This is a genomic window from Microbispora sp. ATCC PTA-5024, from assembly GCF_000511135.2.
In the GTDB taxonomy this organism is placed as follows: Bacteria; Actinomycetota; Actinomycetes; order Streptosporangiales; family Streptosporangiaceae; genus Microbispora; species Microbispora corallina.
Genome location: NZ_KI866524.1, coordinates 200,842 through 223,865, shown reverse-complemented (window position 1 = coordinate 223,865; position 23,024 = coordinate 200,842). Strand labels below are relative to the sequence as shown.

Annotated in this window: 16 protein-coding genes; 12 read left to right on the top strand and 4 right to left on the bottom strand. The window is 73.3% G+C overall.

All coding sequences use genetic code 11. From position 1 onward, the window contains the following. Window positions 1-2,355, top strand: a complete 2,355-nt coding sequence (locus tag MPTA5024_RS21765; protein WP_232326590.1) for an FtsX-like permease family protein — start codon at window positions 1-3, stop codon at window positions 2,353-2,355. Window positions 2,356-2,373: 18 nt separating this feature from the next. Here MPTA5024_RS21765 and treS read toward each other — a convergent pair whose 3' ends face one another. Together treS and MPTA5024_RS21755 are read right to left on the bottom strand one after the other, a co-directional pair. Beyond that, on the bottom strand, window positions 2,374-4,086 hold the full coding sequence (gene treS / locus MPTA5024_RS21760; RefSeq protein ID WP_084369904.1) for a maltose alpha-D-glucosyltransferase: 1,713 nt from the start codon (window positions 4,084-4,086) through the stop codon (window positions 2,374-2,376). 174 nt (window positions 4,087-4,260) lie between these two features. Further along, window positions 4,261-5,958 (bottom strand): hypothetical protein, encoded by a 1,698-nt coding sequence (locus MPTA5024_RS21755; RefSeq protein ID WP_036327458.1) that lies wholly within the window; start codon window positions 5,956-5,958, stop codon window positions 4,261-4,263. Between the two features lie 276 nt (window positions 5,959-6,234). Between MPTA5024_RS21755 and MPTA5024_RS21750 the strand changes: the two genes are divergently transcribed. Then, window positions 6,235-7,056 carry an NPP1 family protein gene (locus MPTA5024_RS21750; RefSeq protein ID WP_084369903.1) on the top strand — a complete coding sequence of 274 codons (822 nt, stop codon included), beginning with the start codon at window positions 6,235-6,237 and terminating at the stop codon, window positions 7,054-7,056. A 46-nt stretch (window positions 7,057-7,102) separates the two neighbouring features. On the opposite strand, the gene MPTA5024_RS21745 is transcribed toward MPTA5024_RS21750, so the two are convergent. After that, window positions 7,103-8,365 carry an ATP-binding protein gene (locus MPTA5024_RS21745; RefSeq protein WP_232326589.1) on the bottom strand — a complete coding sequence of 421 codons (1,263 nt, stop codon included), beginning with the start codon at window positions 8,363-8,365 and terminating at the stop codon, window positions 7,103-7,105. Between the two features lie 252 nt (window positions 8,366-8,617). Between MPTA5024_RS21745 and MPTA5024_RS21740 the strand changes: the two genes are divergently transcribed. From MPTA5024_RS21740 to MPTA5024_RS21710, 7 genes are all read left to right on the top strand, one after another. Beyond that, window positions 8,618-10,642: a glycosyltransferase gene (locus MPTA5024_RS21740; protein ID WP_036327456.1), complete on the top strand. Its 2,025-nt coding sequence runs from the start codon at window positions 8,618-8,620 to the stop codon at window positions 10,640-10,642. A 29-nt stretch (window positions 10,643-10,671) separates the two neighbouring features. Next, the gene (locus MPTA5024_RS21735) at window positions 10,672-11,403 is read left to right on the top strand and encodes an anticodon-binding protein (RefSeq protein ID WP_036327455.1); all 732 of its coding nucleotides are present in this window, start codon (window positions 10,672-10,674) and stop codon (window positions 11,401-11,403) included. Window positions 11,404-11,477: 74 nt separating this feature from the next. After that, window positions 11,478-12,887 (top strand): diaminopimelate decarboxylase, encoded by a 1,410-nt coding sequence (lysA, locus tag MPTA5024_RS21730; protein ID WP_036327454.1) that lies wholly within the window; start codon window positions 11,478-11,480, stop codon window positions 12,885-12,887. Window positions 12,888-12,933: 46 nt separating this feature from the next. Continuing rightward, complete coding sequence (locus MPTA5024_RS21725) at window positions 12,934-14,235, top strand: homoserine dehydrogenase (protein WP_036327453.1); 1,302 nt, start codon at window positions 12,934-12,936, stop codon at window positions 14,233-14,235. Window positions 14,236-14,352: 117 nt separating this feature from the next. Continuing rightward, entirely contained in the window at window positions 14,353-15,270 is a 918-nt protein-coding gene (locus MPTA5024_RS21720) for a polysaccharide deacetylase family protein (RefSeq protein WP_157099638.1), read from the top strand. Between the two features lie 95 nt (window positions 15,271-15,365). Continuing rightward, on the top strand, window positions 15,366-16,475 hold the full coding sequence (locus tag MPTA5024_RS21715) for a glycosyltransferase family 2 protein (RefSeq protein ID WP_036327452.1): 1,110 nt from the start codon (window positions 15,366-15,368) through the stop codon (window positions 16,473-16,475). Then, entirely contained in the window at window positions 16,472-18,112 is a 1,641-nt protein-coding gene (locus tag MPTA5024_RS21710; RefSeq protein WP_036327443.1) for a glycosyltransferase family 2 protein, read from the top strand. Before MPTA5024_RS21715 ends, MPTA5024_RS21710 begins: the two co-directional genes overlap by 4 nt. A gap of 121 nt (window positions 18,113-18,233) precedes the next feature. On the opposite strand, the gene MPTA5024_RS21705 is transcribed toward MPTA5024_RS21710, so the two are convergent. Next, complete coding sequence (locus MPTA5024_RS21705; RefSeq protein WP_232326588.1) at window positions 18,234-19,868, bottom strand: glycosyltransferase; 1,635 nt, start codon at window positions 19,866-19,868, stop codon at window positions 18,234-18,236. A 193-nt stretch (window positions 19,869-20,061) separates the two neighbouring features. On the opposite strand from MPTA5024_RS21705, the gene thrC reads away from it, so the two are divergent. The 3 genes from thrC to MPTA5024_RS43690 all read left to right on the top strand — a co-directional run. Beyond that, window positions 20,062-21,120 (top strand): threonine synthase, encoded by a 1,059-nt coding sequence (gene thrC / locus MPTA5024_RS21700; protein ID WP_036327441.1) that lies wholly within the window; start codon window positions 20,062-20,064, stop codon window positions 21,118-21,120. 73 nt (window positions 21,121-21,193) lie between these two features. Beyond that, window positions 21,194-22,117 carry a homoserine kinase gene (thrB, locus tag MPTA5024_RS21695; RefSeq protein ID WP_036327439.1) on the top strand — a complete coding sequence of 308 codons (924 nt, stop codon included), beginning with the start codon at window positions 21,194-21,196 and terminating at the stop codon, window positions 22,115-22,117. 413 nt (window positions 22,118-22,530) lie between these two features. After that, window positions 22,531-23,024: Rho termination factor N-terminal domain-containing protein (locus tag MPTA5024_RS43690; RefSeq protein WP_036327437.1), on the top strand; the 494-nt coding region annotated here is incomplete at its 3' end.

Below are 23,024 nucleotides of genomic sequence, written 5' to 3'. Positions count from 1 at the left end.
GTGACCGACCACCGTGGGACGGCCGACGATCATGGGGAGGAGCGCCGGCCGGCCGCGATCACCCCGCTGGGGCGATCCGTGACCGGCGCCTGGCACGGCGCCGCGGGCAGGTGGGTACGGGCCGACCTGCGGGCCCGAAGGGGTCAGGCCGCACTCACGATCATGGCGGTGGCCGGGATCGTCACCGCGCTGATCGTGGCGGCCACGCTGCTGGAGGACGGCACCAACCCCTGGCGCGGCCTGTTCGAGCGCAGCCACGGCGCGCACATCTGGATGCACACCAAGGACGTGCCCGACGTGGCCGCGCTCAGGGCCCTGAACGGCGTGACCGACGTGGCCGGGCCGTACCGCAGCGCGCCGGCCACGCTCGTCGACCACGGCCGCCGGGTGCCGATCGCCCTGCAGGAGGCCCCGGCGGCGTTCCCGCCCGTCGCGCGGCCGCTGCTGCGCGAGGGCCGATGGCTCGACGCCCGCCGGCCGGACGGGGTGGTGGTCGAGCGGTCGTTCGCCCGGGCGCTCGGGCTGCGGCCCGGCAGCCCGTTCACGGTCACCGGCCTGAACGGCGCGACCCACACGCTGACCGTCGCCGGGCTCGCCGAGAGCGGCGACCAGGGCTTCTACCCGGAGTGGACGCCCGGCCTCGCCTGGACGCTGGGCCAGACCCTCACTCTGGTGGAGCCGGCGCAGGGCCGCACCGAGATGGTCACCGGTCTCCGCCTGGCCGACGCCGCCACGACCGACCTGGTCGTGCAGCGGGCCGTCTTCACGCTGCGCAACCAGGTCCAGCGGGTGAGCACCTGGCGGGAGGTGCGGGCGTCGATGGAGCTGGACAACCGGCTGCTCGGCCTGCTGCTCGCGCTGTTCGGCGTCGCCGGACTGGTCGCCGCCGCGCTGGCCCTCGCCAACGCCGCCGGCGGCCGGGTGCTGACGCAGTTGCGCGACATCGCCACGCTGAAGTCGCTCGGCTTCACCCGCGGCCAGGTCACCCGGATGCTCGTCGCGGAGCACGGCACCCTGGGCCTGGTCGGCATCGTCCTCGGCCTCGTCGCCGCGCGCCTGATCACGGCCACCGCGCTGTCGGAGACCGTGGCCGTCCCGCTGTCTCCCGGTCCGCTCGCCGCGATCGCCGCCGGCACGGCCGCGATGGTGCTGGTCGCGGTCTGGCTGCCCGCGTGGCGGGGCGGGCGCACCCCGCCGATCCCCGCCACCCCCGCGGCGCCGCCGCGCGGCCACCTGTCCCGGCTGGCCCGGGTCGCCCTGCTCGTACGGCTCCCGCCCGCGCTCGTGCTCGGGGCGCGGGACGCCTTCACCCGGCGGACGCCCGCGCTGCTCACGATCTGCGGCGTGGCCATCCCGATGATGATGATCACGATCGGGCTGGGGTGCTGGGCGACGCTGGACGACTTCGCCCGCCGCCCCGAGAGCGTCGGCCAGGCCGCCGCCCTGTCCGTACGGCCGGGGAACCTCACGGCCGTGGAGGCCCACGACCGGGCGATGGCCGACCCCGACGTGGTGGCGGCCTACCCGGGGGTGGAGCTGGACGCGCTCGTGCCGTGGCAGACGCGGACCGTGCGGGCCAGGGCGCTCGGGACGTCCACCGAGCCGTACCCGTTCCCGGTGGCCGAGGGCCGGATGTTCCGCGACGCGGGCGAGGCGGTGGCCGGGCAGGGGCTGCTCGACCTGCTCGGGGTGCGCATCGGCGACCGGGTGCGGATGACGATCGGCGGCACCCCGCTCATCGTCCAGATCGTCGGCCGGGTGATCGAGCCCGAGCAGGACGGCGAGGTCCTGTCGGTCGGCATCGACAGCCTGGCGGCCAAGGACGCGGTGCCGCCGCAGTTCTACGCCCTGGCGCTGCGCCCGGGCGCCGACCCGGCCCAGGTGCGGGCCCGGCTGCAGGCCCAGGGCCTGGAGGTCTCCCAGGCGGTGAACCCGGCCGACCGGCTCTCGGTCATCCGGGTGATCATCGTGGCGCTCGTGGTCGTGCTGGCGTTGATCGGCCTGGCCAACCTGCTGACGGCGATCGCGCTGGGGCTGCGCGACCACGTGCTCGACCTGGCCGTGCTGAAGGCCATGGGCCTCACGCCGCGCCAGGTCATGGCGACGCTCGTCACCGGGACCGGGCTGCTCGTCACGGCGGGGGCGCTGCTCGGCGCCTCGGCCGGGGCGTTCTGGTCGAGGAGCCTGATCGACATGGAGGGCCGCGGCAGCGGGGTGGGCGCCGGGATCGGCCGGGCCCCGACCCCCGGCATGTTCGCCGCCGCCGTCCTGGTCGCGGTCGGGGCCGCGCTGCTGGTCGCGCTGATCCCGGCCCGGCGGGCGGCCCGGGCTCAGGTCCCGGTCACCGCCCGCTGAGCCGGGCCGGTCACCGGATCACTGGATCGACAGCCAGTAGAACCCGTGAGCGGGCAGCGTCAGCAGATACGGCATGTCGCCGATCGTCGGGAACGGCACGCCGCCGCGGCACTCGACCGGGGTCATGCCGCTGAAGCGGCGCAGGTCGAGCTCGACCGGCTGGGCGAACCGCGAGAGGTTGTTCACGCACAGCACCCGGTCGTCGTCCTCCTCGCGGATGAACGCGAGCACGCTCGGGTTCGGTGTCCACAGCTCGGTGTAGCTGCCGGTGCCGAAGATCGGGTGCTCCCGCCGGATCTGCAGCATCCGCCGGGTGAAGTGCAGCAGCGACGACTCGCTCTTCGTCTGCGCCTCGACGTTGACCGACTGGTAGCCGTACACCGGGTCCATCACCACGGGCAGGTACAGCCGTCCGGGGTCGGCCTCGGAGAAGCCGGCGTTGCGGTCGGGGCTCCACTGCATCGGCGTCCGGACCGCGTCGCGGTCGTCCAGCCAGATGTTGTCGCCCATGCCGATCTCGTCGCCGTAGTACATGACGGGGGAGCCCGGCATGCTCAGCAGCAGGGCGGTGAACAGCTCGATCTGGTCCCTGTCGTTCTCCAGCAGGGGCGCCAGGCGCCGCCGGATGCCGAGGTAGGCCCGCATGCGCGGGTCCTTGGCGTACTCGGCGTGCATGTAGTCGCGCTCCTCCTCCGTCACGGTCTCGAGCGTGAGCTCGTCGTGGTTGCGGAGGAAGATGCCCCACTGGGCCGACTCGGGCAGCTTCGGCGTGCGCGACATGATCTCGGAGATCGGCTCGCGGCTCTGCCGGCGCACCGCCATGAAGATGCGCGGCATCAGCGGGAAGTGGAACGCCATGTGGCACTCGTCGCCGCCCACGGTGGGGTCGCCGAAGTACTCGACCACGTCCTCGGGCCACCCGTTGGCCTCGGCCAGCAGCACCCGGTCGGGGTAGAGGCGGTCCACCTCGGCGCGGACGCGCTTGAGGTAGTCGTGCGTCTCCGGCAGGCCGGCGCACGAGGTGCCCTCCCGCTCGAACAGGTACGGCACGGCGTCGAGCCGGAACCCGTCCACGCCCAGGTCGAGCCAGAACCGGATGACCTCCATCATCGCGTCCTGCACGGCCGGGTTGTCGTAGTTGAGGTCGGGCTGGTGGTGGAAGAACCGGTGCCAGTAGTACTGCCCGCGGACCGGGTCGTACGTCCAGTTCGACTCCTCGGCGCCCACGAAGATCACCGGGGCCTGGGCGTAGGTGGAGGGGTCGTCGGTCCACACGTAGAAGTCGCCGTACGGGCCCTCGGGGTCCTCGCGGGACGCCTGGAACCACGGGTGCCGGTCACTGGTGTGGTTCATCACCAGGTCGGTGATGATGCGCAGGCCGCGCTCGTGCGCCGCCTCGATCGTCTTGACGAAGTCGCCCAGGTCGCCGAACTCGGGGAGGATCTTGAGGTAGTCGGCGATGTCGTAGCCGCCGTCGCGCAGCGGGGACTCGTACAGCGGCAGGAGCCACAGGCAGTCGACGCCCAGCCACTTCAGGTAGTCCATCTTCTCGATCAGCCCGCGCAGGTCGCCGGTGCCGTCGCCGTTGGAGTCCTTGAAGCCCCGGACCAGCACCTCGTAGAAGACGGCGCGCTTGTACCAGCGCGGGTCCTGTGGTGTGAATTCTGTGATCTCCTGGACGCCGCCCGGTGCCGAGGGAACCGGGTCAGGGCAGGGCGCAGCAGCGTTCATCTGGTCTCGCTTGGAAAGGAGGGGCGCGTTGTCAGGTCACACCCGAGCTTCGACGCTCACGCCATGGTGTTTGGCCTCTATTTGACCGAAAATACCACTTGAGCAGGGCTGACCGAAAACCCTGACCTACTCCTGACATGCGTTTTTTGCCTGTTTTTGAATGATCACACGCTGCTATCTCACGGGCGCGGCGGCGGTCTGTGCGGCCCAGGGCGGCGTGAGGCCGTCCAGCGTGTCCTCGTAGTCGGACAGCCACGCCCCGAAGACCACGAGCCCGCGCAGCCAGAACCGTGAGTTCCACGACCCGAACGCGGTCAGCGCGTCCGGCCCGGCCGCGACCACGTCGAGCATCTGGGGCGACATCAGGCCGGGGATCGAGGCGGCCTTCACCAGCATCCGGTGGTTCCACTCGCGGGCGACCGGGCCGTTCGACCGCAGCGGCACGCGGCGGTGCGGGAGCGCGCCGTTCGTCGAGGGCAGCGCGGCGACCCGCGGGTCGGCGGCGCGCAGGATCTCCCGGTAGAACCGGCCGCCCTCCTTGCGGTCGACCGGCACCGACAGGGCGGCGTCGAAGAACTCCGGGTGCAGGAACGGGAAGACCGGCGTGGCCTCGGGGCCGACCAGGTTGACGGGCGAGCGGGCGATGCCCCGCACCGTGCGGGTGTGCAGGACGCTCAGCGGAAGCTCGGCCCGGTGCCCGTGGAGGGCCGAGGTGGCGGCGTCGAAGGCCGTCCTCACCTGGTCGTCCATCCACGAGGAGGCGGCCTCGCCCAGCACCGGGATGTGGGCGTCGCCGGTGGCCAGCGAGGCCAGCAGGGCCTCCCGCCGCGAGGCCCCCGACCCGGCGCCCACGGCGTCCGAGCTGATCAGGAAGTTCTTCATCAGCGGGCCGCCGGCCAGGCCGTCCACCACGGGCCGCCCCGCGGCGTGGACCTCACGGGCGAAGGGGGAGTACCACGCGTGGTGGCTGGTCAGGTACTCCAGCCGCCGGGCCGCCCACAGCGCCTCGCCGGGGAACCGCGCCGGGTCCTGCGGGACGATCTGGTGCGGTATCCCCAGCTCGCGCGTGATGTAGCGGGCGAAGTCGATGTCGTTGTCGAGGCCGTCGTCCGGGCTCGTCGTCCAGGACTCGACGTCCATCCTCCGGGCCACGGCCACACTGGCCAGCAGCCGGGAGTCGTACCCGCCGCTCACCGGCACCAGCACCCGGTCGTACGGCTTCAGCGCCTCGTGCAGGAGGGCGACCAGGTCGCCGCCGGTGACGCCGCGGTCGACCGGCTCCTCGCGCACCCACCGCGGGGCCCGCCTGTCGACCCTGAGCCTGCGGCCGTCCCGCGACCAGGTCAGCGCCGTGGCGCCGGGCAGCCGTCTGACCTCGCGGTACGGCGTGTCCTCCAGCAGCGGGTAGGTCAGCTTCAGGATGGCCGCCCAGGCCGCCCAGTTCACCTCGTACGGCCGGCGGGCCAGCGCGAGCAGCGGCTCGATCAGGCTCGAGAAGTAGACGGCCTCGCCGTCGGACAGGTAGTAGACGTCGACCAGGCCGAAGCCGCCCGTGTGCAGGGTCACCGCGCCGGGGTCGACGACGAGGCCGGGCGCCTCACAGGTCTCCGCGACCGCCAGCCAGTCGCCGGCCGCCGTCGCGCCCTCAGGCCGCCGTTCCCCCCAGGCGTACGCGACCTCCTCGGGGTCCTCCTCCGCGCGGTACGGCCGGAGCGGCGCCGAAGCGAGCAGGGCCACGTCCGGGCCGTCGTGGACCGGCCGCACGGCGGGCCCCGACCGGGCCAGCAGGCCGAGCCTCGCCGGGTCGAACGGCCCGATGGCGCCGCACACGTACGGCCTGGCCTCGAAACGCGGCCACTCACCCTTGCGCACAGTCTCGCCCTCCCTCGAACGCCGCCGCCGAGTCTACGGACACCGCCGCCCCGGGGCCGCACCCGTTCGCGACCGGACCGCGGCGGCCGGTCCGGAACGGTGGACGGCCGCACCGGGGTCAACGGATCGGCGCGGACGTCGCCGGCCCTTTCCCCATGGATCTCAAGACATGTGAGCCGCTGTTTCCCCGGCCGTTGACCGGGTGTGCCGGCCCGTTTAGCGTGATCGGCGATCAAGGTGTGGAATCGCCTCTCCCTCCGCCCCCCAGGAGGCTCCATGCGAACCGTGTCGCCCGGAAGGCGCCCGGACCGGGCTCGCGTCAGGGGCCAGCGCCGCTCCAGGACGATGACGGTCGCCCTGCGCGCGCTCGTGGCCGCCGTCGTGATGCTGGTCGTCTTCCCCGGCGTCGCCCACGCCGACCCGCCCGCCGCTCTCGACTGGTCGGCCCCGTGGCCGGACCGCATCTACGAACCGGGCTTCGACTACGACGGGGACGGCTGCTACCCCACGCCGGCCATCGGGCGTGACGGGACGATCGCCCCCGGCCTCAACCCGACCGGCGCCCTGAACGGCCACTGCCACGACCCGTGGGACCTGGACAACACCAACGCCTATTCGCGCGTCAAGTGCAACAACGGCTGGTGCGCGTACATGTACGCCCTCTATTTCGAGAAGGACCAGGCCGTCGCGGGCAGCGGTATCGGAGGGCACCGCCACGACTGGGAGCACGTGGTGGTGTGGGTGCAGGGCGACTGGGGCATGTACGTGTCCGCGTCCGCCCACGGCCAGTACCAGATCCGCGCGAGAAACGACATTCCCTGGGACGAGACCGGGAAGCACCCGCTGATCGTTTACCACAAGGACGGCATCGGCACGCACTGTTTCCGCTTCGCCGACTTCGGCGAGCAGCCGGAGAACGACAAGGGGTGGTGGCAGTGGCCGCCCCTGATCGGCTGGGACGGCTACCCGCCGGGCCTGCGCGACCGGCTGGCGAACGCCGACTTCGGCGCCGCCCAGCTCGGGATCCGCGACAGCTGGTTCGCCGGCGAGCTGGCCAAGGCCAAGCCCGCCGCGATCCCCTTCGACCCCTACGCCTGACGGTCGCACCGGACGGGTGACGAGTGCGGCCACACCCGCACGGACGTCAGACCTGCCAGAGGGCGCTCACGGGAACGGCGCGCATGCGGGGGCCGAAGGGAAGGGTCTGGGCCCCCGTGTAGAGGACGACGCCGGCGAGGAAGTCGTCTCCCAGGCGGGCGGCGAGATGCCGCAGGCCGCGGAAGTCGTCCGGCCTGACGGTCGAGGAGGCCTTCACCTCGAGGCCGACGACCTGTCCCCGCCGGTTCTCCAGCACCGCGTCCACCTCGACCTTGTCCTTGGTCCGGTAGTGGAAGAGCTCGGCGCGCTCGTCCGACCACGTCAGCTGGCGGGCGAGCTCCATCAGGACGAAGCCTTCGAGGAGCGGTCCGAACGGGCTCTCGGGGCGGACGAGGCTCCTGGCGTCCGTCCCGAGGAGGTTCGCGGCCACACCCGAGTCGACGAAGGCCACCTTGGGAGTGCCGACGGCCCGGTTGCCGAGGTTCCGGGAAAAGGCCGGGATCCGTTTGATCAGGAAGACCTCTTCGAGCAGGCTGAGATACCGGTGGACGGTGGCGGCCGACAGCCCGATCGCGGCGCCGAGCGAGCTCCCCACCAGCAACTGGCCCGACCGGGCGGCGACGGAGCGCACCAGCGCGCGCATCTCGGCCGTCCGCTCGATCTCCGACAGCCGGCTCACGTCCCGGGCGACCAGGTCCGAGACATAGGAGTCGAGGAAGCGCTCGCGTCTGCGAGGGGTGGTCCGGGCCACGGCCTCGGGGAACCCGCCGCGGACGACCCGTTCGGCGTAGTCGGCGCGCGACAGCGCGGACGTGTGGCGCATCTCGGCGCCCTCGGCGAAGATCGCGTCCACGAACCGGTCGGGGGATCCGTCGATCTCCCCCTGCGCGAACGGCCACAGCTCGATCGTCTCCATGCGACCGGGCAGGGCGTCGGGCAGGGCCCGCAGCCCCAGCACGCGCGCGGACCCGGTGAGCAGGTAACGCCCCGGCCTCGGGTCGGTGTCGACCTGCTCCTTGATGGCCAGCATCAGCTCGGGCACGCGCTGGATCTCGTCGATCACCATGAGATCGGGAAACGCCACGAAGCCCGCCGGGTCCTCCAGCGCGGCCTGCCGCACGGCCGGGGCGTCGAGATTGCGCCACTCCGCTGTCCGCTCCCCGGCGAGCAGGCGGACCAGCGTGCTCTTGCCGCTCTGCCGGGCCCCGTTGACCAGGACGACGCGGGTGTCGCTCAGTGCGTCCGCGGCGGGCTTCAGCGCGTGCCTGGGGACCACCCTGCCAAGAGGGGTCTGGGAGACGCTTTTCACCAGCTCAGGATGGCATGCACGGTGCCGCCTGTGAAGCGTTGGTCGCTCGTCCGCTGACGGGCCGGTCGCATGTTGGCTGATTGAGTGGTCGGAGTCGTGCTGACGATTCGGTCGCATGATCGGTGAGGGGACGGCCGCTCGGGTCCGTGGCGGATGGGACGGACGAGGTGTGGCCTCTGCCTGAGATGGATCAGGGTGATCTGCGAATATTGTGACTCTCGTCCTTTCGGCCTACCGCGCGGAGTTACCCCCATGAGTGAGCGAAGCGAGTTGGCTGCCCTTCGGCAGGCGCTGGCCCGGGCCGTCGAGCAGGCGTCGGGGGCCGCGGAGCTCGCCCGCCTGCTGACCGAGCACCGGCGGCGGCTCGACGAGGCGGCCCGGTCGGAGGCGGAGGCGCTGACGCGGCTGCGGGAGGTCGAGGCCCGGCTGAAGACGGTCGAGCGCCAGAACGCCCAGCTCGCCAAGAACCTGGCCGAGCAGCGGTACCAGACCGAGGTCGCCAACTGGCGCCTGGCGTCGGTGCAGGAGAGCCGCTGGATCAAGCTCGGCGACGCGCTGCACACCAAGAACCCCGGGGCGGTGGCGAAGACGCTCAAGGCGCCCGTCACGAAGCCCCCCGCGCCCAAGCGGTCGGAGTTCAAGCCGGAGGTCCCCGCGGTGCAGGAGGCGGCGCCCGCGCCGGCCCAGGCCGACCCCCGCGCGCCGCAGGTCTCCGCGCCCATGGCCGAGGGCTTCATGGTGCCGAAGGGCCCGCTGGCGCGGCCGTACCTGACCGTCGCCGGCGTGATCGACCGGCAGACCGAGGCGCTGCTGCGCTACGAGTGGCGGCTGGTGACCAACTTCGGGCCGGACAACTGGGAGGCCATGCTCGACCAGCAGCAGCCGCACGTGCTGTTCGTCGAGTCCGTGCGCCCCGGGCCGCGGCAGGGCAACGGCGGACGCTGGCTGGAGGCCCTGGCGGGGGAGACGAGGGCGCTGCGCGACCTGGTCGAGGGCTGCCGCAAGCGGGGGATCAAGACGGTCTTCTGGCACTCGGGCGGCCCGGTGTCGCGGGCGGTACCGGCGGCCGAGCACTTCGAGTACGTCCTGACCACGAACGAGGCCCGCGCCCGCGAGTGGCGGGCGGCCCTGCGGCACGACCGCGTGGGCGTGCTGCCGCACGGGATCCAGCCGCGGGTGCACAACCCGGTGCCGGCGGCGGGCGGCCGCAGCGGCGAGGTGGTGACGCTCGGGACGGTCTCCCCGCCGCCCGCCCCGCAGCCGGGCCCCGACGGCGAGGCCGCGCCGCCCCGTCCCTGGACGGCCCTCGCCGGGCAGGGTGACGACAAGACGTCGTACGACGACCTGCTGACGGCCTACCGGCGGCCGGCCCTGGTGATCGCGGCCGCCGACGCCGACCCCCGGGTGATAGGGGAGGTCGCCGCTTGTGGCACTCCGGTGCTCCAGGTGCGCGCGGGCGCGAAGGGCGAGGAGATCGTCGCCGCCGCCGAGATCCTCATGGCCGACCCCGAGCGCCTCGCGCGCGAGGCGCACCTCGCGTGGCGGGCCCGCACCGCCGTCACCCCGCTGTTCGACCCGATCCTCGACGTGCTCGGCGTCCCGAGCGTGCGCAACTCCGGCGCGATCACGGCCATCGGCGCCGTCGCCGGCCCGGCGGAGCTCGACCACCTGCTCGCCCAGATCGTCCGGCAGGTCCACCGGCCCGGGCAGCTCGTCGTCGTCGCGGACGGGATGGACGCGGGGCTCGTCGAGAAGACCGCCCGGCAGGCGCTCCCCGAGCTGGACGTCGTGGTGCGCGCGGCGGACGAGCCGATCACCCGCGGCGCGGGGCTCGACCGGGCGCTGCGGCTCGCCGACGGCGACCACGTGGCCGTGCTCGACTCCCGCGACCTGTACGGCGAGCACTACCTGGCCGACCTGGTCCGGCACTTCGACTCGACCGACGCCGAAGTGCTGGGGAAGGCCTCGTTCTACGCCCACCTGCCGAAGACCGGCACGACGCTGCTGCGCCAGCCGGGGGCCGAGCACCGGTTCCTGCCGGAGGTCGCCGGAGGCACCCTGCTCGCGCGCCGCCAGACCCTGATCGACCTGGGCTTCGCCGACGTCTCCGAGGAGTGGGGCGAGGTCGTGATGCGCCAGTGCCGTACGGACGGCGTCCGCGTCTACTCGGCCGACCGGTTCTCCTATGTGTGCGTCCGCGACTCGGCCGAGGGCGCCCTGCTCGCCTCGTCGCGGCTGGAGGGCTACCTCCCCGCCGAGCCGCTCGCCCTGCTCTGACGGCCCGCCCTGCTCACTAGGGTGGGCGTGTGACGCCCGCCCGCCTCACCCGGCTCCTGGGCACGCCGCCCGTGCCCCGGGGATCGTGGGCCGAGGAGGCCGTGCTCGCCTCCGCGGCCGCGCTCCGGACCACGACCGGGCCAGGCGCCGTACGGGACGCGGCCGAAGCCGGCGCCGTACGGGACGCGGCGGAGAGGGCGGAGCGGATCGCGGGACGCCTGCGCGGGGAGGACGGGGTGGCGGAGGTGCGCGTCGGGCGGGACGGCTTCCTGTCGATCGTGCTGGCCGAGCCGGGCGAGATCGTCCGCGAGATCGTGGAGGGGCGGCCGGAGGACGCCGGGGCGCCCACGGCGCCCGTGGTCGCGCCCACCACCTGGCCCGACGCCCCGTTCACCTGGGACAACCCCGGCTTCGCCGTGCGGTACGCCCACGCCAGGGCCGTCGCCGTCCAGCGGTGGGCCGCCGACCTCGGCGTGCCGGCCGCCGGCTTCCGGCCTGGGCTTCTCGCCGACCCGGGGGAGCGGGCCGTCCTGCGGCTGCTGGCCGAGCTGCCCGGCCGTGCGGCGAGCCGCGAGCCCGCGTGGGCCCTGTACGCCGAGCGGCTCGCGCTGGCCTACCACGACGCGCACGAGCGCGCCCCGGCCGTGCCGAGCGGGGACCGGCCGGCCGAGCGGGTCCACACGGCGAGGACGTGGCTGGCGGCGGCCGTACGGGACGTCCTGCGCGCCCTGATCGGCCCGGGGCTGCCCGACAGGGTGTGAATCGCCCCGGGCGTCCGTCTCGCCACGTGGGCGGCTGTCTCATGAGGGGGGCGGGGTCGGATAGCCTCGTTCGGGTGAGTCGATTCGCCCACCCTGCCGGCGACATGCATGCCGCCTCCGCCATCGTCGCCGTGACCGGCGGCGCGGCGCCCGAGGAGCGTCCGCCGCACACGCCCGCCGACCTGAACGCGCTCGAACCGGCGATCTGGCCCAGGACGTCCGGCCGGATCGAGGGGGCCGTCACGATCGGCGGGGTCGACGTCAGGGACCTCGCGAAGGAGTACGGCACGCCTCTGTACGTCGTCGACGAGGAGGACTTCCGCTCCCGCTGCCGCGACTACCGGACGGCGTTCCACGACGGCGAGGTCCACTACGCGGGCAAGGCGTTCCTGTGCCGCGAGGTGGCCCGCTGGATCGACCAGGAGGGCCTCGGCCTCGACGTGTGCAGCGCCGGGGAGCTGGCCGTGGCGCTGAGCGTCGGTTTCCCGCCGGCCCGCATGACGCTGCACGGCAACAACAAGTCGCTGGCGGAGCTGGAGAAGGCCGTCGAGGTCGGCGTCGGGCACATCGTCGTCGACTCCTACGAGGAGATCGCCCGCCTCGGCTACCTGGCCGAGCGGCACGGCGTCCGGCCGAAGGTCATGATCCGCGTCACGGTGGGCGTCGAGGCGCACACCCACGAGTTCATCGCGACGGCCCACGATGACCAGAAGTTCGGCCTGTCGCTGAGCAGCGGGGCCGCCGCCGAGGCCGTGCGGCGGATCCTCGCGCTCCCGCAGCTGGAGCTGGTCGGCCTCCACTCGCACATCGGGTCGCAGATCACCGACACCGCCGGCTTCGAGGTCGCGGCGCGGCGCCTCGCCCGGCTGCTCGTCCAGATCAAGGAGGAGCACGGCGTCGTGCTCCCCGAGCTCGACCTCGGCGGCGGGTACGGCATCCCGTACGTCGCGGGCGACGAGGCGCCCGACATCAAGGTCATCGCGGACGGCCTGCGCGAGATCGTGACCAAGGTCTGCGAGTCGGCCGGCCTCCCCGTGCCGCATCTCACGGTGGAGCCGGGCCGCGCGATCGCCGGCCTCGCCGGGATCACGGTCTACGAGGCGGGCACCGTCAAGGACGTCGAGGGCCTGCGCACGTACGTCAGCGTCGACGGCGGCATGAGTGACAACATCCGCACCGCCCTGTACGGCGCGGACTACACGGCCGTGCTGGCCTCCCGCGACAGCGACGCCCGGCCGATGCTGTCCCGCCTGGTCGGCAAGCACTGCGAGAGCGGCGACATGGTGGTGCGCGATCTGTGGCTGCCCGCCGACCTCGTCCCCGGCGACCTGATCGCCGTGGCCGGGACCGGCGCCTACTGCCGCTCGCTGGCCAACAACTACAACTACCTGCCCAAGCCCGCCGTGGTGGCGGTGTCCAAGGGGCGGGCGCGGGTGATCGTCCGCAGGGAGACCGAGGAAGACCTGCTCAGGGGGCAGCTGTGAGCCGTCCTGGGCGCGAGCGTGTCCATGTCCCAAGCGAGGAGGGGTCGTGAGCAAACCTGCGCTCAAGGTGGCGCTGCTGGGCTGCGGCGTCGTCGGGTCGCAGGTCGTCCGGCTGCTCGACGAGCAGGCCGACGACCTGGCCGCCCGCATCGGCGCGCCGCTGGAGCTCGCGGGCGTCGCCGTCCGGAGGCTGGGGCGCAGGCGTGACACGGAGATCGACCCGGCGCTGCTCACGACCGACGCCGAGGGGCTGGTGAGCCGCGACGACCTGGACATCGTCGTCGAGGTGATCGGCGGCATCGAGCCCGCGCGCTCGCTGATCCTCACCGCGATGTCGCGCGGCACGTCGGTCGTCACGGCCAACAAGGCGCTGCTCGCCGAGGACGGCGCGACCATCCACCGGGCCGCCCGCGAGAACGGCGCCGACCTGTACTTCGAGGCGAGCGTCGCCGGCGCTATCCCGCTGCTGCGCCCGCTTCGCGAGTCGATGGCCGGCGACCGCGTCCGGCGGGTGCTCGGCATCGTCAACGGCACGACCAACTACATCCTCGACAAGATGGACTCCACGGGCGCCTCGTTCGGCGACGCCCTGGAGGAGGCCCAGGCCCTCGGGTACGCCGAGGCCGACCCGACCGCCGACGTCGAGGGCTTCGACGCCGCCGCGAAGGCCGCGATCCTCGCCGGGATCGCGTTCCACAGCCGGGTGACGGCGGCCGACGTGCACCGCGAGGGGATCACGGAGATCACCGCCGCCGACGTGGCCTCCGCCAAGGGCATGGGCTACGTCATCAAGCTGCTGGCCATCTGCGCCCGCTCCGACGACGGCCGGTCGGTCGGGGTCCGGGTCCACCCGGCCATGATCCCGAGGTCCCACCCGCTGGCGGGGGTCCGGGAGGCGTACAACGCCGTGTTCGTCGAGGCCGAGTCGGCCGGGCGGCTGATGTTCTACGGCGCGGGCGCGGGCGGCGCCCCCACGGCTTCGGCCGTCCTCGGGGACATCGTGGCCGTGGCGCGCAACCGCATCGCCGGCACCCGCGGCCCCGAGGAGTCGACCTACGCCGACCTCAAGGTCCACCCGATGGGCGACACGGTCACCCGCTACCACGTGTCGGTCGACGTGGCCGACAAGCCCGGCGTCCTGGCCCGGGTGGCCGACATCTTCGCCCGGCACGACGTGTCGATCCAGACGGTGCGGCAGGAGGGGCGCGGGGACGACGCCCAGCTCGTGCTGGTCACCCACCGGGCGAGCGACGCCGCGCTCTCGGCCACGATCAAGGACCTCCGCGACCTCGACATCGTCAGGGCCGTCGCCAGCGTCATGCGCGTGGAGGGCGACGACACCCCCTGACGGTGCCCCTGACTCGCCTCTGACCTGTCATGTCACGATCGCCGTGACCGCAGCGACCGCGTTCCGTTATGAGGCATGAGGGCGGCACCGCACCAAGCTTTAGTAAAGTGCTGCCCCATGCCCCCTATGACGCTCATCAAGAGCCTTGTGCCGATCTGTGCCGCCGCTGCGACACTGGCCGCCGGGCTCATGACGCCCGCCGCCCAGGCGAGCGCGCGCGACGCCTCGGCCGTCTCCGCGGGGGCACGGTCCGCCTCGATCCGCGTGGAGGCCGGGCGGGCCCGCCCGGCGCAGGCCGCGCCGAAGAAGAAGGCGGTCAGAAGGCCCACGGTCGTCCTCACCTTCGACGACGGGACGGCCGACCACGCGAAGGTCGCGAAGATGCTGTCGGCCCGGGGCCTGAAGGGAACGTTCTACATCAACAGCGCCCGATTCGGGCTGCCCGGCTACCTGTCGCTGACCGACGCGAAGGCGATCGCCAAGGCGGGCCACGAGATCGGCGGGCACACCCTGCACCACGTCCACCTGCCGCTCCAGCCCGAGGACGTGCAGCGGGCGGAGATCTGCGACGACAGGCGGACCCTGCTCGACCTCGGCTTCAAGGTCAGGTCGTTCGCCTACCCCTTCGGTGAGTACGACGAGTCGAGCCGGCGCATCGCGATGTCCTGCGGCTACACGACCGCCCGCGGCGTGTACGGCCTCCGGCGGCCCGTCGGCTGCAACACCTGCCCTCTCACCGAGAAGCTCCCGCCGGCCCACCCCGACTTCGTGCGGACGACCTCCCTGACGGGCATGGCGCGCACGGCCCGCAACTTCGAGGGCTTCGTCACCCGGGCCAAGGGCCGGGACGGTCTGCTGATCTTCGTCTTCCACCACATCAGGGACCACGCCACGGACGCCTACTCCACGAGGCCGAAGGAGCTGACAGCGTTCCTCGACTGGGTCGCCAAGCAGAAGAAGGCCGGGACGATCGTGGTGAAGCCGCTGGGCGACGCGATCGGCGGCCCGGTGCGGCCCTTCCCCGCGGACGCCTAGCCCCCGGGCGCTGACTCAGGGTTTTACCAGAATCATGTGATAACTGTTCAGGACGTTCAACGGGCCGTGCACGACCGGGAGGGAGCGGGGTCGCCATGACGACGGACGTCTGCTCGCCGCTCGGGTTCGTCCGCTCGCCGTCCGCGGGCACCGCGGTCCTGTCGTGGCAGGACGGCCGGCCCGAGGTCGACGGCAGGCCCCTGACGCTCCCGCCCGCCGCCGAGGAGATCGCGTCCCTGCGCCCGGCGCGGGCGCTGCGCGTCGAGTGGCCGTCCGCACCCGACGGGTGCGCCCTGGCGCTCGTGACCGATCTCGCCGCCGCGGGCGTCCCGCTCACCGCGGATCCCGCCCCGGCGTGGGCGCGGGAGGCCGACCCGGAGCTGACCGGCCTCGTCGAGGGCTGGGCCCCGCGGACCGGTGACGACGTGCCCGCGTCCGTGGCCGACCTGTGGCGCGAGGAGCACAGCGTCCGCCTGCGCCGGCACGCCCTGCGCCGGCGCGGCCTCGTCCCCGGCACGCCGCGCGTCTCGGTCGTGATGGCGACGCGCCGGCCCCACCTGCTGCCCTCCGCGCTCACCCAGATCGCGCGGCAGCGCGGCGTGGACCTCGACCTGGTCCTGGCCCTGCACGGCTTCCCCCTGTCCCGCGTACGGGAGGCGGTCGACGCCTTCCCCCTGCCGGTCACCGTGCTGGAGGCCGACGCCGCGACGCCGTTCGGCGAGGTGCTGAACCAGGCGGCCGCGCGGGCGGAGGCGGGCCTGCTGGCCAAGTGGGACGACGATGACTGGTACGGCCCCGAGCACCTGAGCGACCTGCTGCTGGCAAGGGCCTACTCGGGCGCAGGAGTCGTCGGGATGGCCCAGGAGTTCTTCTACCTCGAACCGCTCAAGGTCACGGTCCGCCGGACCGACTACACGAGCGAGGTGTGGACCGACCACGTCGCCGGCGGCACGATGCTCGTCGACCGGGCGCTGTTCGACGAGGTCGGCGGCTTCGGCCCGCACGCCAGGGGCGAGGACGCGCACCTGCTGCGCGCCGTCGTCGCGAGCGGCGCCGGCGTCTACCGGACCCACGGGCTGGGGTACGTGCTGCGGCGCTCGCTGGGCGCGGATCACACGTGGCAGTTGCCGCTCGCCCACTTCCTGAGAGTCGCGGCATACCAGTGGCGGGGGTTCCGGCCGAGTGTGATCCTGGAAGCGCCATGACGCCACGCATCCGGAGAAACGACTACACAGTCCTCAATCCGCCCGCGCTGGGAGCGTCGTGGACGCCCCGCCTCCGGGTGAGCGTGATCGTGCCCGCGTACGGCAGCCAGGACAAGCTCGACCTGACGCTCGCCGGCCTGGCCGTCCAGACGTACCCGTCCGACCTGCTCGACGTGATCGTGGTGGACAACGGCAGCGTCCCGCCGCTCCGCCTGCCCGAGATCCGGCCGCACCGCACCCGGCTGATCGTCTGCCCGGTCCCCGGACGGGCCAACGCGCGCAACGCGGGCCTGGCCGCGGCCACCGGCGACGTCATCCACTGGATGGACTCCGACATCGTGCCCGAGCGCGAGGAGGTGGAGGCGCACATGCGCTGGCACCACCTCGCGCCGTACCTGTCGGTCACCTCCTACCTCCGCTTCACCACCGCCCCGCTCCCGGCGGCCTCCGACGTGGCCGGGGCGGACGACCTGGCCAAGTTCTTCGAACCGGCCGAGCCGCACACGTGGATCGAGGAGCTCGTCGAGAGGTCGCAGGGCCTCACCCGGACCAGCAGGCCGTTCAGCATCCACATCGGCGGCGCGGCGTCGGTCAGCGCGAAGCTCCTGGAGCGTGCCGGGCCGATGGACCCCGAGATGATCCTCGGCCAGGACACCGAGATGGGGTACCGGCTCGCCCAGGCCGGCGGCGTGTTCATCCCCGATCCCCAGGCGCGGGCCTACCACCTCGGGCCGTCCATGCGCATGCGCGACTCCGAGTCGATCAACCGGGTCAGCCACGCGCTCGTGACCGGCCGCATCCCCGCCTACCGCTGGCTGCGCACGCACCCGCGCCGCCAGTGGAAGGTTCCCGCGCTTGAGGTCGTCGTCGACGCGGACGGCGGGAGGTACGACGACGTCCGCGGAACCGTCGACGCCGTCCTCGCCGGGACGCTGACCGACCTGGAGGTCCTGCTCACCGGGCCGTGGGACGCGATCAGCCCGGAGCAGCGCACCCCGCTCACCGACCCCCGCCTCGACCTGTCGCTGCTGCGCGCCCACTACGCCCACGAGGGCCGCGTACGGCTGGTCCCGGAGGCCCCCGACACGGTCGCGCCGTTCCGGCTGCGCCTGCCCGCCGGATGGGCGCCCGGCGAGGACAGCCTGTCCCGGCTGCTCGCGCTGGCCCGCAACGAGACGCTCGGGCTGGTCAGCGTCCTGCTGGACGAGGGCAGCGAGGACGTCGTCGTCGCCCGTCTGGAACGCACCGAGGCCTTCGCCCGCGCCGACATGCTCGTGGCGGAGGGCGAGGACGTCGACGACGCGGTCGACGAGATCTTCGGGACGTTCTGGGTCGACGGCGAGACCTACGAGTTCGTCCGCTGGCCCGACGCCGGTCCGTTCATGAGCGTGCGGGACGCCTACAAGGCCAGAATCGAGGCCCAGGCCGAGGTCGAGCGCCTCACCAAGGAGGTCGAGCGGCTCCGCGGCCAGGTCGACAGGTGGCGCGGCGAGGCCGCCCGCTGGCGCAAGTCGGCCGTCGAGTTCCGCCGCGAGATCGGCGGCCTCCGGCGGCAGGTCTCGGCGCTGCGCCGGGAGCAGGGCCTCAAGGGACTGGCCAGGGGACTGGCCCGGCCCTTCACGTTCAAGAGGTCCTGAGCCCGCCCGGCTCGGGCGCGGCGGTGCGCGCTCGCCCGAAGCCGGGGGTGTGGCGATGCGCGCTCGCCCGGAGCCGGGGGTACGGCGGTGCGCGGGCCCGAGGCCCGGGTGCGGCGGCGGCTCAGGAGCGGCGGAACAGGCCGCGCCGTCCGCGACGCTCCGGTTCCGGTTCCGGCGCCTGCCCCGGCCCGCCCCCATCGGCGCCGTTCCGACCACCCGCCGCCCGGCCCTCCGCCCTGTTCCGATCGGCCGGCGCCCGGCCCGCGGCGCCGTGCGCCCGATCGCCCGCGTCCGCGCCGTTCGCCCGATCCCCTGAGGCGGCCGCGCGGGCCGGGCCGTCCTTCTGGGGGGCGCGAAAGTCGCCGGGCCGGGCCCTGCGGACGCCGTGGGTCTGCGCGATCACGTCCTCGGACGCCTCGCCCGGACCGGCCAGCAGGCGCGCCCGCGCCGCCGCCTCGGTGCGCTCCAGGAGGGCCGTCCGCCCGTCGGAGTCCTCCACCACCAGCAGGCCCAGCCGCTCCTCAACCATGGCCGCCGTCATGCGGGCGAGGGCGTCGCCCGACGGGGCGAGGGCGAGCGGCGCCGTGTAACGGAACGGGACCGGCGCGGCGGTCGGCGCCGCCTCCTCGGCGAAGCGGACCCGCCCGTCGGGGCCGTAGACGTCCCTCACGAGCGCGAGGTCGAACGCCGGCGTCCCAGGGGCGGGCCGCACCCCGTCCAGCGCCGTCCAGGGCGCCAGGAGCGTGACCGCGACGTCGGACGGCGCTCCGCCCAGCACCCCGTCCACCGCGGCCCGGATCTCCGCCTCGCCGGCGCCGGCCACGTCCAGCACGACCTCGACGTACGGCACGAGCCAGCGCCGGGCCGGGTTCTTGCGCAGGTCGCGGCGGAGCGGCACCTTGTGGGCCAGGTGGGTCTCGACGAGCCGGACGACGGCCTCCCGGTGCTCGCCCCGCTGCGCGGGAAGGCCGAGATGGACGGCCCGCGCATCCATGTCCGGCACGAACACGGCCCCCGCCTGGGCCAGCCGGTACGCGAACTCGGTGTCCTGGCCGCGGACCACGTCCGGGTCGAACCCGCGGACCTCGTCGAGCAGCGCGCGCCGCAGGGACACGGTGGGCCCGGTGCAGACCTGGTAGGGGTTGCGGCTGGCCCGCAGGCCGTCGAGCCGGCGGATCGTCTCCTCCGTCGAGCTGGACACCAGGTCGCCCGGCGGGAAGAGGGAGTCGAGCGTGCCGGTCCCGACGGCCTCGAAAACCGCCTCCGGCGTCGGCAGGGACCCGTCGGAGAACTTCTTGCCGCCGATCGTCACCACGTAGTCGGTGAGGTGGTGCCAGCGGAACAGGGCTTCCAGGTGCTCCCGGCCGATCACCATGTCCGCGTCCAGCCGCTGCACGATCTCGCCCCCGGCGGCGGCGATGCCGGCGTTCACGGCGTGCCCGGCGCCCCACCCGCCGGACGGGCTGACGATGAGCCGGGTGTTCGGGGGTCGCAGGGCGGGCAGCCGCAGGGGCTGGTCGCTGCGGTCGTCGACGACGACGACCTCGGTGAGCGACGACGGGTACGTCTGGGCGGCCAACGCCGCGAGCGTCAGGTCGAGCGCCCGCTGGCGGCCGTGGGCGGGGATGACGACGGTCGCCGTCAGGGAGGGGGTCCACGCCCCCAGGGGCGCGGGCGTGAGCGGGGAGTAGTCGTTGTGCCGGATCCTCGGCCGGCTCGCCCCTCCCGCGGAACCGCCCGTCACACTGACCGTCACGTTGCCGCTCCTCAACCGTCGACGCGGGTGCAAGAACCGGCCAACCCTAGCGAAAGATTCCGGGAGATGACCGCAGAGGATGCCCAAAATGTCCAGCTGATGGACATCGGATCCCGCATTTCAAGCGGTTGGCCGTAGACTCGGTGCCCTGCAGCCTGGTGACACGCGTGACACGCGCGTGGGAGGAGCGATCATGTTCAGGGCTTGGCGTGGCCTCATCGAGGAGTACCGTGACCGCCTCCCGGTCTCCGCGACGACGCCCGTGGTGACCCTGCTCGAGGGCGGCACGCCGCTCGTGCCCGCCAGGCGCGTCTCCCAGCTCACGGGCTGCGAGGTGTTCCTCAAGGTCGAGGGGCTCAACCCGACCGGCAGCTTCAAGGACCGCGGCATGACCGTGGCCATCAGCAAGGCCGTGGAGGACGGCGCCAAGGCCGTCATCTGCGCCTCCACCGGCAACACCAGCGCCTCGGCCGCCGCGTACGCCGTACGGGCCGGGCTCGCCTGCGCCGTGCTCGTGCCGCGTGGCAAGATCGCGATGGGCAAGCTGGCGCAGGCGCTGGTCCACGGTGCGAAGCTGCTCCAGGTCGAGGGGTCGTTCGACGACTGCCTGGAGATGACCAGGAAGCTCGCGGAGAACTACCCGATCGCGCTCGTCAACTCCGTCAACCCGCATCGGCTGCAGGGCCAGAAGACGGCGGCGTTCGAGATCGTCGACGCGCTCGGCGACGCCCCCGACGTCCACTGCATCCCGGTCGGCAACGCCGGCAACATCTCGGCGTACTGGATGGGTTACAGGGAGTACGCCGACGACGGGGTGGCCACCCGGCGGCCCCGCATGCTCGGCTTCCAGGCCAGTGGGGCCGCGCCCCTGGTCGGCGGGTCCCCGGTCACCCATCCGCAGACGATCGCGACCGCGATCCGCATCGGCAACCCGGCCTCCTGGCGGCTCGCGGAGGCGGCCCGCGACGAGTCCGGCGGCGCCATCCAGGCCGTGACCGACCGCCAGATCGCCGCCGCGTACCGGCTGCTCGCGCAGGAGGAGGGCGTCTTCGTCGAGCTCGCCTCGGCCGCGAGCGTGGCCGGCCTCCTGCAGGCGCACGAGCAGGGGCTGGTGGAGCAGGGGCTGCGCGTGGTCTGCACCGTCACCGGCAACGGCCTGAAGGACCCCGACTGGGCCATCTCCGGGGCCCCCGCCCCCGTGACGATCCCGGTCGACGCCTACGCGGCCGCCTCCGCCCTCGAACTGGCCTGACGGCGGCCCCGCCGCACTCCCCGTGACCGCGCGCCGGGGTGCCCCGGCCGACGACCGTGAAGTCAGGTGACCGATGACGCACAGTGACGGCGTTCTCGTCCGCGTGCCCGCGACCAGCGCCAACCTCGGCCCCGGCTTCGACAGCCTCGGCCTCGCGCTCGACTTCCACGACGAGGTGGAGGCCGCCCTGCTCGACGTGCCGGAGGTGCGGATCGAGATCGAGGGCGAGGGCGCCGGCGAGCTCGACCCGGGCGAGGGCCATCTGATCGTCTGCACGATGCGCGCGGCGTTCGAGCGGATGGGCGCGCCGCAGCCGGCCGGGATCGCGCTGCGCTGCCGCAACCGGATCCCGCACGCCCGGGGCCTCGGCTCGTCGTCCGCGGCCATCTGCGCCGGCATCCTCGCCGCCCGCGCCCTCGCGTCCGGCGGCGCCGTCCCCATGGGCGACGAGGAGGCGTTCGCGCTCGCGACGGAGATCGAGGGACACCCCGACAACGTGGCGCCGTGCCTCGCCGGCGGTCTCACCATCGCGTGGACGCACCGCTCCGGAGCAGCGAGTATGGTGAAACTGACGCCACACGAGGACGTCCGGCCGGTCGTTCTGGTACCGGGGTTCCGGTTGTCCACGGAGGAGGCGCGGGGGCTGCTGCCGAAGGACGTTCCGCATTCCGACGCGGCGGCCAACGCGGGACGGGCGGCGCTGCTCGTCGCGGCTCTCACGCAGAGACCGGAACCCGATCTCCTGCTCGCCGCGACGGAGGACCGTCTGCACCAGGACTACCGCGCCCCCGCCATGCCGCGGACCGCCGACCTGGTACGACGTCTGCGGACGGCGGGCGTCGCCGCCGTCGTCTCGGGGGCCGGTCCCACGGTTCTCGCGTTCGCCACGCGGGACACCGAGGATTTGATCGCACCAGAAGTGGGTAATGACTGGCACATCCAGCCAATGAACGTCGACCCGCTTGGTGCGTACGTTCGGTTTCCCGAGACACGCTGATGTTTCTTCGACCTTCAGGGAATAGCTGTGCGCGCTGGTGATGTTAGGCTGATAGCCGCACCAGGTGCCCCCGTGTTGGGTGCGTGCTTGTCATTCGCACATCGCTGCTCTTCGCTTCGCGTCGTCCGACGCGGGCAAGGCGATTTCCCCGAAACCGTTACCTCCAGTCCTTCCATCCCCGGATGGCGCGGCGGGAGGCGGCGTTCTCGGCGACATGCGCGTTCGAACCACCAAGACATCTGGTCGGTGGCGGCAATCCGGGGGTTGTCCCCCGGGCACCTACCGCTCGCGGATCCCGAGGGTCATCGACACATGAGATTCGCGAAGCCCGACCCGGTCTGTCCCGCCGGGTCGCATCACCGGGACGCCTGGACGCACGATTCTGGCGCCCGACCCCTGGGAAGGACCCTTAGTTGAGCGACACCACCGAACTCCTCTCCGACGGCCAGGCCGCCGGCGACACCCCCACTTCCGCCCCGGCCCGACCGCGTCGTCGCTCCGGCACCGGCCTCGCCGGCATGGTGCTCCCCGAGCTTCAGGCGATGGCCACCAGCCTTGGCATCACCGGGACCGGGCGGATGCGGAAGAGCCAGCTCATCGCGGCGATCCAGGAGAAGCAGGGCGGCGTGGCCGAGGCCCCCGCCGAGCCGAAGACGGCCGCCGCGGCCCCCGCCGTCGCGGAGCGCCCCGCCCGTGGCCGCAGGGAACGTTCCCGCGCCACGGCCGCCGCGAGCGCGCCCGCCATTGAGCAGACCATCGCCGCCGAGCCCGCGCCGATCCGGGAGGAGCGCCCGTCGATCGAGGCCGCGGCGCCCGCCGCCGCAGCGCCGGCCGTCACGGAGGCCCCGGTCGTCACCGACCAGCAGGGCGACGCCGGCCAGGGCGACAGCCGCGCCGACGGCCGTCC